Raw genomic sequence first — 11,629 nt, 5'->3', positions numbered from 1 at the left:
GAGCCTCGAGGGCCCAACCGTATCTCGCGCGTGGTCGGGCGCCGGTCGCCCGGGTGGGGGGCCCCGGGCCGCCCCCCCCCGCCTGCCCGCCCCCGCCACTACAGCCGCCAGGCATCGACTGCATCGGCCAGCCAAAAGCTTACCCCTCCCCAGCCCTCCCCCTTCGCTGCGCGAAAGGGAGGGAGCAAAGCGTAGTGCCGAGCCATGCTCGGCAGGGGCTTTACCGGTACCGCCAAATGTAGGAGCGGCGTAAGCCGCGAAGCACCTGATCCATCAGATTGCGCGCATGCCGGCAGTTTCAATGCTATCGGCTTCGCGGCTTACGCCGCTCCTACAACGCTGTGTGCTGCGCGCAAAGAAAAGCCCGGACGGTTTCCCGTCCGGGCTATTACTTGAACCATGCAACTCGAACTTACTTCGAGGCGGCGTCCATTTCCTTCAGCAGCTGCGGCGCCGGCGCCACTTCCTGCATGATCCAGCGCATATAACGCTCGTCGACCGAGATCATGCGGGTCATCACCGGGTCGAACACCCAGTTGCTGGCGACCGATTCCCAGATGCCGTCAAACGCCAGGCCGACCAGGCGGCCGTGCGCGTCCAGCACCGGCGAACCGGAGTTGCCGCCGGTGATGTCCAGGTCGGACAGGAAGTTCACCGGCACGCTGCCGATACGCTTGTCCTCGAAGCCGCCGTAACGCTTGGCCTTGACCGCATCGATCAGCGCCTGCGGCGAGTCGAACGGGTCCTTGCCGGTTTCCTTGGCGACGATGCCTTCCAGGTCGGTGAAGGCTTCCTGCACCTTGCCGTCCAGGCCGGTGTAGCCCTTCACGTTGCCGAAGGTGATGCGCAGCGACAGGTTGGCGTCCGGGTAGACGAACTCACCCTTGGTCTTCTTGTAATCGGCAATGGCCTGCAGGAACAGCGGACGTGCCACCAGCTCCTCGCCCATGCGCAGCTTGCGCTGGTGTTCCAGCTCCAGCAGTGCCGGCATCACAGCCACGGCGTACTGGATGGCCGGGTCGTTGCTGGCTTCAAACGCGGCCTTGTCGGCACCGAACCACTTCAGGCGCTCATCCAGGCTGCCGAGCTTGGAGCCGTCCAGGCGCGCGACCGTAGCCTCGACCGCCTTGGCATCCACGCCGCCAATCCACTTGTCGAATGCCGACAGGTGCTGGCCGGCCGGCAGCTGCACGTATTGCTGCAGCCAGTACTGCTGGAACTGACGGTCCATGGCCGGCACATAGCGGCGGTCCATCTGCTTCAGGCCGCCTTCGATGGTCGGCAGATCGCGTTCCTGGTAGCCCTCTTCGCGCTGTGCGTCCGGCTTGGCCTTTTCAATGGCCAGGCGGTACAGGCGTACGGCGGTGCCGAGGGTGCCGGTGCGGTTGAGCATGGCCAAGTTGAGGTCACGCGCCTGGTTCATGCGCGACTGCTGGCCCAGCGTCTGCAGCTGTGCGAACGCATCCAGCGCCGGCTTGCCGGCAGCGCCCTGGCCGCGCAGCCATTCGAGCACCGCGGTTTCCGCAGCCTGCTTCTGGCCGAGCACGTTGTTGCGCTTGAAGCCGTCCAGCTGGCCGTCGTAGTTCTTGCTGGTGTTGTTCCAGCTGGCCATGTTGGACGCGTACTTCACCGCGATGTCCTGGTTGTCCTTGCTGGCCGCTTCGACCATCGCGATCTGGTCCTTGTAGGCCTTGGCGATCGACGGGTAGGTCCAGGTGGCGGTGTTCTCGAACTCACTGACCAGCGCATAGCGATCGGTGCGGCCCGGGTAACCGGCCACCATCACGAAGTCACCCTCGCCCAGCGGCTGGTTGGCCAGCTTCAGCCAATGCTTGGGCTGGTACGGCACGTTGTCGGCGGCGAAAGCGGCCGGCTTGCCGTCCTTGCCGACATAGGCGCGGTAGAACGAGAAATCGCCGGTGTGGCGCGGCCACATCCAGTTGTCGACGTCACCGCCGAACTTGCCGACGCTGCCCGGCGGCGCATAGGCCAGGCGCACGTCCTTGATTTCCATGTTCTTGAACAGGCGGTAGGTGTTGCCACCGGAGAAGCTGTACAGGGTGCAGCTGTAGGCGTCATCGGTTTCGCAGGCGGCGATGGCCTGCTTCTCGAAGGCTTCCAGTGCCTGGGTGCGCTTGAGCGGGTCGTTGCCGGCGCCAGCGATGGCGGCCTTGGCCTGTGCGGTGACATCGGTGATGTCGTCCAGCACGTAGATGCGGGCATTCGGGCCGGCGCTCAGCTCGTCCTTCAGGGTCGGCGCGTTGAAGCCGTCCTTGATCAGGTTCTTCTCGGCGGTGGAGTTCAGCTGGATCGAGCCGTAGGCGCAATGGTGGTTGGTCACCACCAGACCCTGCGGCGAAACGAAGCTGGCGGTGCAGCCACCCAGCGCAACCACCGCGCCCATCGGGTCGCCGGTCAGGTTGGCCAGCTGCTGCGGGTCCAGCTTCAGGCCAGCCTGCTTCAGCGGGCCGGCAATTTCCGGCAGCTGCTGCGGCACCCACATGCCTTCGGCGGCGTGCGCGGTCTGCACCAGGCCCAGGCCAGCAACGATGGAAAACGCAAGGAAATTCACGCGCATTACGCACATCCGAAAGTTTGGAAGGGCCGATTGTAGCCGTTGTAACCGTCCGCCTCCCCTGCCATCGGTCAGTACGGGGCGGTTACGGCTGAAAGCTTATAATCGCCGTCTTTCCTCACACTGCGGTCTCCTGCAATGGCACAGACGATGAAGGCGCTGGTAAAGCGCGAAGCGACCAAGGGCATCTGGATGGAAGAGGTGCCGGTGCCTACGCCGGGCCCGAACCAGGTGCTGATCAAGCTGGAAAAGACCGCCATCTGTGGCACCGACCTGCACATCTACCTGTGGGACGAGTGGAGCCAGCGCACGATCAAGCCGGGCCTGACCATCGGCCATGAGTTCGTCGGCCGCATCGCCGAGATCGGCCCGGGCGTGACCGGCTATGAAGTCGGCCAGCGTGTCTCGGCCGAAGGCCACATCGTCTGCGGCCATTGCCGCAACTGCCGCGGCGGCCGCCAGCACCTGTGCCCGAACACCGTCGGCATCGGCGTCAACGTCAACGGCGCCTTCGCCGAATACATGGTGATGCCGGCCACCAACCTGTGGCCGATCCCGGACCAGATTCCGTCCGAGCTGGCGGCGTTCTTCGACCCCTACGGCAACGCCGCGCATTGCGCGCTGGAGTTCGACGTGATCGGCGAAGACGTGCTGATCACCGGCGCCGGCCCGATCGGCATCATTGCCGCAGGCATCTGCAAGCACATCGGTGCGCGCAACGTGGTGGTCACCGACGTCAATGATTTCCGCCTGAAGCTGGCCGCCGACATGGGCGCCACCCGCGTGGTCAACGTCGCCAACCAGTCGCTGAAGGACGTGATGGCCGAGCTGCACATGGAAGGCTTCGACGTGGGCCTGGAAATGAGCGGCAACCCGCGCGCCTTCAACGACATGCTCGACTGCATGTACCACGGCGGCAAGATCGCCATGCTCGGCATCATGCCCAAGGGCGCTGGTTGCGATTGGGACAAGATCATCTTCAAGGGCCTGACCGTGCAGGGCATCTACGGCCGCAAGATGTACGAGACCTGGTACAAGATGACCCAGCTGGTGCTGGGCGGCTTCCCGCTGGGCAAGGTGATGACCCACCAGTTGCCGGTGGACCGTTTCCAGGAAGGTTTCGACCTGATGGAACAGGGCAAGGCCGGCAAGGTCGTGCTGAGCTGGAATTGAGCCCAGGCGGAACCGGTAGTGCCGACCCATGGTCGGCATTGGCGTCACCGGTAATGTCGGTTGCCGACCAAGGGTCGGCACTACAGAAAAAAGGCGCCTTCAAGGCGCCTTTTTCTTTTTTAATCACATCTGGATCAGGGCACGTCGACCGAGACGCTGAACACCAGGCCCGGCTTGTAGGTATCCGAACCACGGCGCAGGTCGGACGCATCCGAACCAAAGGTGTCGTAATACCCCAGGGTTGCGGTTGCCGGGCCGAAGCCCTTGGACACCGACACCGAGCCATCGAAGTAATCCGAACGGCGCGGCCATTCGTTGCTGTCGGCCTTGATCGTGGTGTAACCGGCCGATGCGCCGACCGAGAAACCGTTGCCGATCTCGTAGCTGGCATCCAGGCCGGCATAGATCTGCTCGGCACCGCTGTTGCTGTAATCGTCGGCGTAGCCCAGCAGGCCGCTGACAACCACCGGGCCGGTCCAGGTCACCTTGGCCAGGTATTCGTTGTAATCGATGTCACCGTAGCCGCTGGAGGCGCTGGTGTAGGTGTAGCGGTTGACGCCCAGGTCCAGGTTCCAGCTGTCGGACAGGTCCTTGCTCCAGCCGATGTTGTAATCGACTTCGAAATTCGGGCCGCCTTCGCCGAAATCGACATTGGAACCCCACACGGTGGCATACAGGCCGAACGGTGCGGTGTAGGTGGCGCCCGCCTGGAAAGCCGGCTCGTTGTCGGTCTGCGAGACACCACGGAACACGTAATCGGTGGTCACGCCGAAGCTGGCGCTGAACGGAGAGGAAGACTCCTCACTCTCCTGGGCGCTGACGGCAAACGGAACGGACAACAGGGCGGCGCAGGCCACGGCGACAAGACGCTTGTTGTGCATCATGCAGATCTCTCCAGGAAGTGGGGGCACCGGGATCGACCGCATCCCGATTCACAAATATTTAACCGCAATTATATTGCGATGCAACATCTATTTCACCCCAACCGCCCGGTGCTTCCCTATTCAGCCCGCATCCGCCGGAAATATCCCGTAACGGCGGGCCCCGAGCCGGATTGACTGGCCCGCCGCATAAGCCGGTGCATCGGCTGGCAACTCCACTTCCAGCTCGGTAGTTGCGCCAGCCAGGCGCGCGCGGAGACGCTGGCGTGGGCCACTGCGTTGCACCAGCCCGACCGTGGCCTGCCAATTGCCATCGGCTTCGACCACCAGATCTTCAGGCCTGACGAACACCTCCAGCGCCTCGCCTTCCGGCACCGAGGCCGAGCGTGGCCACTGCGCCCCGGCCACTTCCAGCGTCTGCCCCTGCGCGCGTGCCGGAAGCCGGTTGGCCTCACCGACGAAGCCATAGACGAAGGGCGACGCCGGCTGGTCATAGACCTCGCCCGGCGTGCCCACCTGCTCGATACGGCCACGGTTGAGGATGGCAACCCGATCGGCCAGCTCCAGCGCCTCTTCCTGATCGTGGGTGACGAAGACCGTGGTCAGCCCGGTGCGGTCGTGCAGCTCGCGCAGCCAACGGCGCAGGTCGCGGCGCACCTGCGCATCCAACGCGCCGAAGGGTTCATCCAGCAACAGCACGCGCGGTTCGATCGCCAGCGCGCGCGCCAACGCCACGCGCTGGCGTTGGCCACCGGACAGCTGCGCCGGGTAACGCGCGCCCAGTCCATCGAGTTGTACCAGCGCCAGCAGCTCATCGACCTTGGCGTCGATGCGCGCCTTCGGCCAACGTTCGGCGCCGCGCCGCACTTCCAGCCCGAAGGCGATATTGCGGCGCACGTCCAGATGCTTGAACAAGGCGTAGTGCTGGAACACGAAACCGGCGCGGCGTGCCTGCACGCTCAAACCGGTGGCGTCCTCGCCATCGAACAGGATTTCGCCGCGCTCGGGATGCTCCAAGCCGGCCAGCGCGCGCAGCAAGGTGGTCTTGCCCGAACCCGATGGACCCAGCAGCGCCAGCAACTCGCCACTGCGGATATCCAGGCTCACCCCGTCCAGCGCGGGGAACGTGCCGTACTGCTTGCCCAGGTTGTGTATGCGGATGTTCATTGCGACCTCAATGACGGTGGGCGGCGGCCAGCGACTGACCGTGGCGCCACTCCAGGAAAGATTTCACCACCAGCGTCAGCAAGGCGGTGGCGGCCAGCAGCGAGGCACAGGCAAAGGCGGCGCTGTAGGCGTATTCGTTGTAGAGAATCTCCACGTGCAGCGGCAGCGTATTGGTGCGCCCGCGGATATGCCCGGACACCACCGACACCGCGCCGAACTCGCCCATTGCCCGCGCGCTGCACAACAGCACGCCATACAGCAGGCCCCAACGGATGTTCGGCAAGGTCACCTTCCAGAACATCTGCCAGGCATTGGCACCCAGCGTCAGCGCCGCCAGTTCTTCGTCGCTGCCCTGCTGCTCCATCAAGGGCATCAGCTCGCGGGCAATGAAGGGAAAGGTGACAAACACCGTGGCCAGCACGATGCCGGGTATCGCGAACACGATGCGTGGCAGCTGCAACAAGGTTTCGCCGAGCACCGGCAGGTGCAGGTGCAGTCCGTCCTCGATCATCGGCCAGAACCAACCATCGCGGCCGAACAGCAAGATGAAGACCAGACCGGCCACCACCGGTGATACCGAGAACGGCAGATCGATCAGCGTCACCAACCAGCGCTTGCCCGGGAAACTGTGCTTGCTCACCACCCAGGCCGCAGCGACGCCGAAGACCAGGTTCAAGGGCACGACGATCGCCGTGACCAGGAGCGTCAGGCGTATTGCCGACAAGGCATCCGGATCGCTGATCGCATTCCAGAACGCCAGCGCACCACCTCGCAACGCCTCGACGAACACCAGCACCAGCGGCAGCAGCAGGAACGACAGCAGAAACCCCAGCGCGCCCAGGATCAACAGCACCTGCACCCAGCGCGGCTCGCTGGTCACCTGCTGCGGCCTGGCCACACGCGCACTACGTTCGATTTCCACCGGCAACTCCGACACCAGCTCGTTCATCGTGCCCCCCTGCGCTGCAAGCGCGCCTGCAGCGTGTTGACCAGCAGCAGCAGCACGAACGACAGCAGCAGCATCGCACCGGCAATCGCGGTGGCACCGGCGTAGTCGAACTCCTCCAGTCGAATGGTGATCAACAGCGGCGCGATCTCGGTGACACTGGGCATGTTGCCGGCGATGAAGATCACCGAGCCGTACTCACCCACGCCACGCGCAAAGGCCAGCGCAAAGCCGGTCAGCATTGCCGGCCACAGGCTGGGCAACACTACCCGCACGATGGTCTGGAAACGTGTGGCACCGAGCGTTGCCGAGGCCTCCTCGAACTCGCGCTCGGCCTCGGCCAATACCGGCTGCACGATGCGCACCACGAATGGCAGGCCGACAAATACCAAGGCCACCACGATGCCGAGCGGCGTATATGCCACCTTGATGCCCAACGGCTCCAGCCATTGCCCGATCCAGCCCTGGCCGCCATACAGCGCGGTCAAGGCGATGCCAGCCACGGCGGTCGGCAAGGCAAATGGCAGATCGATCATCGCGTCGAACAGACGTCGACCGGGGAAGTTGTAGCGCACGAATACCCACGCCACCCACGTGCCCATCAGCGTGTTGAATGCAGCTGCGGCAAATGCGGTGCCGAAGCTCAGCCGCAATGCGGCCAGCACGCGTGGTTCGGTCCATATCTGCCAGATGCCGCCCAGGCCCAGCCCTGCTGCTTTCAGGAACACGCCGAGCAACGGGATCAGGACGATCAGCCCCAACCAGAACAAGGTGATGCCCATACCAAGACCAAAGCCGGGGAGTACCCGGCGTTGGCTTCGCACACGTGGCTGCAGTGTTTGTGCGGTTGCTGACACGGTCTACTTGCTCGCCTGGATCTGATCGAAGACACCGCCATCAGCGAAGTGCTCGGCCTGCGCCCTGCCCCACGAACCAAAGGCGCTGCGGATGGTGACCAGCTGCACCTGCGGGAAGCGCGCAACGTCGGCCGGTGCTGCGTATTGCGGTGAACGCGGCCGGTAGTAATGACGCGCGGCGATGCGCTGGCCTTCCGGCGAGTACAGGTATTGCAGATAGGCCTGGGCAACATCGCGGGTGCCATGGCGGTCAACGTTGCGATCCAGCAGTGCCACCGACGGTTCGGCCAGGATCGACAGCTTGGGCACCACGATCTCGAACTTGTCCGGGCCCAGCTCTTCCTGGGCAAGGAAGGCTTCGTTCTCCCAGGCCAGCAACACATCACCGATGCCGCGCTGGACAAAAGTAGTCGTGGCGCCACGTGCGCCGGTATCAAGCACCGGCACATTGCGGAACAGCGCGCGCATGTAGTTCAGAACCTTGTCGCGGTCCCCCTTGAAGATGTGATCGCCGTACGCCCACGCTGCCAGATAGTTCCAGCGTGCGCCGCCGGAGGTCTTCGGGTTGGGTGTCACCACCGATACACCGCTGCGCAGCAGGTCCGGCCAATCGCGGATGCCCTTGGGATTGCCCTTGCGTACCAGGAAGACAATCGTCGAGGTGTACGGCGCGCTGTTTTCCGGCAGGCGGGTCTCCCAGTTTGCCGGCAGCAACTTGGCCTTGTCGGCAATGGCGTCCACGTCATAGGCCAGGGCCAGGGTGACCACGTCGGCCTCGATGCCGTCGATCACCGTACGCGCCTGCTTGCCGGAGCCGCCGTGCGAGGTCTCGATGGTGACGTTGTCGCCCTTGGTTTCCTTCCAGTGTTTGGCGAAGGCAGCATTGAAATCGCGATACAGCTCGCGGGTCGGGTCATAGGAAACATTGAGCAATTGCACATCACGCGCAAACGCGGCGCCGGCACTCAAGGTCAGGGCGAATGCCAGTGCCGCTGTGGCAAGGCGGGAAACATGGGAATGCGTCATCAGGGCTCTCCGTCAGAAGGAAACTTGCAGGCGCGAGAAAACAGCTTTTTCATCAGGCAACTTCGCGCCAGCGGAAGCCGCATCAAAACTGCTGTGCAGATAGTTGGTCGCCAGCTTGAGGTTGGCGGTCAGGTACCAGTTGGCACCGACCGTCCACGAGCGGACCTGTGAAGCCGACACCGTCGGATCGGCATAGAACGGGAAGGCGGCATCGTCGATCTGCAGTTCGCCGTAGCGCGCGGTCAATTCCACCGCGCCATGCCCACCGTTAGCCCCAAACGGGCGCGAAGGCGTCACCCCGCGATAGCTCGCATCCTCACCGGTCAGCACATAGCTGGCGGTGGCCTGCCAGGCGCGGTTGTCCAAGCGCTTGCGGATGCCATTGCGCGCGACTTCCTGTTCCGAGGCGATGTACTCGGCCTGCAGGCCCAGTCCATTGCGGTAGAACCAACCCTGCGGCGACCAGCGGCGGTGCTCGCCATCGGCAACCACCGCACTGCGGTAAGCAAAGAACGTGGCCTGGCCAGGCGTGCGGTAACGCGGCAGGAAGTTGTTGCCGCTGCCATGCTTTTCGCCCGTGCTTGCGCCCAGGCCGAAGCCCAGACCTGCCCATGCGCTGTCACTGCCTTTGAGCGGCTCGAAGAACACGCGTCCTGCATATTCGAAGTCGTCATCCGGATTGCTGGTGACCGCATCGCGACCATCGACGGTGCCGTTGAACACACCCAGCGCGTAGCTGAACTTGCCCTTGGCCACTTCGCCCTGCAGCTGCACGCCGAGGTCGCGGTTCGGCGCCAGTTCGCTGGCCAGCGCGCGCTCCACATCGACCAGTGCCGAGGATGACTGCAGGCGTTCCAGACCGACCGGCGAGGTGAACTTGCCGACCCGCAGCGTGTACGCAGGATCGAAACGCAGATCGGCATAGGCATCGACGATGCTGGCGCTGTCACCGGCAAACTCCGGGGTGAAACGGTACGCCACCAGCTTGCCCAACGAGCCTTCCAGGGTGGGCCGGGCGGTGCGCAGCAGGAAGGTGTCGTTCTGGTTCGCATCGCCGCCCAGGAACACGCGGGCATCGCCTTGCAGCAGGCCGCGTAGTTTCAACTCGTAGTTGCCGTCGCCGGATTTGAACGAAGCGCCCTTCTGGTCGATGGCGATCTTCGGTGCGCTCTTGGCGGCGGCAACGCGTTCTTCTTCCGCCAGCTCAAGGCGGCGTTCAAGGATGCGCAGGCGCTGGTCCAGGTCGGCCAGGCCTACGCCTTCGCTTGCCCCATCACTGACGCCAGCCAGCCGCTCCAGACGCTGCAGGCGCTCCTGCAACTGCTCGACGGTGAGTTGCTGCGCCTGCGCCGATGACCCCGCCCCACACGCCGCCAGGGCCAGGCTGAGGGACAACAGCTTCCTGGTCGGCAGGGTGAATGGGGGGCGTATGGCGGTCATCGGCAGCTCCTGGTGGGTGGGTGTGCCGACGATGCTGCGGGTGCACACCCGTTACCGAGAAATGACTTAGGCCGCCGCGCTTATAGCCTTTGCGCATGACGACAACGCCGGGACACGGGGAAGGCTAAAATTGGCGTTCCACTTGACCGCAAGACCCCGCCATGACCGAAACCGCGAACATCTCCCCGCTGACCCGGCACTACGCCGAGGAACTGGACGCCATCCGCGCGCAGGGGCTGTTCAAGTCCGAACGCATCATCACCAGCCCGCAGTCGGCCGAGATCACCCTCGACGACGGCCGCACGGTGCTGAATTTCTGCGCCAACAACTACCTGGGCCTGGCCGACCACCCGGAGCTGATCCAGGCCGCCAAGGACGCGCTGGACACGCATGGCTTCGGCATGGCCTCGGTGCGCTTCATCTGCGGCACGCAGGACCTGCACAAGCAGCTGGAAAAGCAGATTGCCGGGTTCTTCGGCAAGGACGACACCATCCTCTACGCCGCCTGCTTCGACGCCAATGGCGGCCTGTTCGAGCCGCTGCTGGGCGAGAACGACGCGATCATTTCCGACGCACTGAACCACGCCTCCATCATCGATGGCGTGCGCCTGTGCAAGGCCAAGCGTTTCCGCTACGCCAACTGCGACATGGCCGATCTGGAAGCGCAGTTGCAGGCCGCCGATGCCGCCGGCTGCAAGACCAAGCTGATCACCACCGACGGCGTGTTCTCGATGGACGGCTTCATCGCCCCGCTCGATGAAATCACCGCGCTGGCGAAGAAGTACGGCGCGCTGGTGCATATCGACGAATGCCACGCCACCGGCTTCCTCGGTGCCACCGGCCGCGGCTCGGCCGAAGTAAAGGGCGTACTGGAGAAGATCGACATCATCACCGGCACCCTCGGCAAGGCCATGGGTGGTGCGCTGGGCGGCTTCACCTGCGCCAGCGCCGAGGTCATTGAACTGCTGCGCCAGCGTTCGCGTCCCTACCTGTTCTCCAACTCGTTGCCGCCGCACGTGGTTGCCGCTGGCATCAAGGCGTTCGAGATGCTGGCCGCCGCCGATGACCTGCGTGAAACGCTGCGCGAGAACACCGCCTACTTCCGCGAGAAGATGACCGCCGCTGGTTTCGACGTGAAGCCCGGCGTGCACCCGATCAGCCCGGTGATGCTGTACGACGCACCGCTGGCGCAGAAATTCGCCCAGCGCCTGCTGGAAGAAGGCATCTATGCGATCGGCTTCTTCTTCCCGGTGGTGCCGAAGGGTCAGGCCCGCATCCGCACCCAGATCAGCGCCGCGCACAGCCGCGCACACCTGGACCGCGCGATCGATGCCTTCACCCGGATTGGCCTGGAGCTGGGCGTGATCAAGGGCTGAGTGCTGTTGCCCTTGGCTTGAAAACAAAACAGGCGCCGAAAGGCGCCTGTTTTGTTCTGCCCTGTAGTGGGGGGGGGGGGGCGGGGGGGCGGGGGGGCGCGGGGGCCCCGGACTGGGGGGGGGGGGGGGGGGGGGGGGGGGGGGGGGGGGGGGGGGGGGGGGGGGGGGGCGGGCGGGGGGGGGGGGGG

9 protein-coding genes are annotated in these 11,629 nt (G+C 64.6%); 2 read left to right on the top strand and 7 right to left on the bottom strand.

The window, feature by feature from the left end:
• Positions 1 to 412: 412 nt before the first annotated feature.
• Positions 413 to 2,578, bottom strand: coding sequence for a S46 family peptidase (locus AC1VWL_RS18315; RefSeq protein ID WP_482987630.1), 2,166 nt, complete (start codon positions 2,576 to 2,578; stop codon positions 413 to 415).
• 135 nt (positions 2,579 to 2,713) lie between these two features.
• On the opposite strand from AC1VWL_RS18315, the gene tdh reads away from it, so the two are divergent.
• Positions 2,714 to 3,748, top strand: coding sequence for an L-threonine 3-dehydrogenase (gene tdh, locus AC1VWL_RS18310; protein ID WP_282273214.1), 1,035 nt, complete (start codon positions 2,714 to 2,716; stop codon positions 3,746 to 3,748).
• Positions 3,749 to 3,882: 134 nt separating this feature from the next.
• On the opposite strand, the gene AC1VWL_RS18305 is transcribed toward tdh, so the two are convergent.
• From AC1VWL_RS18305 to AC1VWL_RS18280, 6 genes are all read right to left on the bottom strand, one after another.
• The gene (locus tag AC1VWL_RS18305; RefSeq protein ID WP_482987629.1) at positions 3,883 to 4,632 is read right to left on the bottom strand and encodes a TorF family putative porin; all 750 of its coding nucleotides are present in this window, start codon (positions 4,630 to 4,632) and stop codon (positions 3,883 to 3,885) included.
• A gap of 120 nt (positions 4,633 to 4,752) precedes the next feature.
• Positions 4,753 to 5,796 (bottom strand): sulfate/molybdate ABC transporter ATP-binding protein, encoded by a 1,044-nt coding sequence (locus AC1VWL_RS18300; protein WP_481614838.1) that lies wholly within the window; start codon positions 5,794 to 5,796, stop codon positions 4,753 to 4,755.
• Positions 5,797 to 5,803: 7 nt separating this feature from the next.
• Complete coding sequence (gene cysW, locus AC1VWL_RS18295; protein ID WP_482987628.1) at positions 5,804 to 6,745, bottom strand: sulfate ABC transporter permease subunit CysW; 942 nt, start codon at positions 6,743 to 6,745, stop codon at positions 5,804 to 5,806.
• Entirely contained in the window at positions 6,742 to 7,578 is an 837-nt protein-coding gene (cysT, locus tag AC1VWL_RS18290; RefSeq protein ID WP_482987631.1) for a sulfate ABC transporter permease subunit CysT, read from the bottom strand. The genes cysW and cysT overlap by 4 nt, the downstream gene beginning before the upstream one ends.
• Positions 7,579 to 7,602: 24 nt before the next feature.
• Entirely contained in the window at positions 7,603 to 8,625 is a 1,023-nt protein-coding gene (locus AC1VWL_RS18285) for a sulfate ABC transporter substrate-binding protein (RefSeq protein WP_282272371.1), read from the bottom strand.
• A 12-nt stretch (positions 8,626 to 8,637) separates the two neighbouring features.
• Positions 8,638 to 10,065 (bottom strand): OprO/OprP family phosphate-selective porin, encoded by a 1,428-nt coding sequence (locus AC1VWL_RS18280; RefSeq protein ID WP_482987627.1) that lies wholly within the window; start codon positions 10,063 to 10,065, stop codon positions 8,638 to 8,640.
• 161 nt (positions 10,066 to 10,226) lie between these two features.
• Here AC1VWL_RS18280 and kbl point away from each other — a divergent pair, with 161 nt between their 5' ends.
• Positions 10,227 to 11,441, top strand: coding sequence for a glycine C-acetyltransferase (gene kbl / locus AC1VWL_RS18275; RefSeq protein WP_481614841.1), 1,215 nt, complete (start codon positions 10,227 to 10,229; stop codon positions 11,439 to 11,441).
• The last annotated feature ends 188 nt before the right edge of the window (positions 11,442 to 11,629 follow it).

It is taken from the genome of Stenotrophomonas sp. STEN063 (assembly GCF_056854515.1).
The sequence above is the reverse complement of the archived record's forward strand: the minus strand, read 5'-3'. Positions and strand labels throughout refer to the sequence as shown.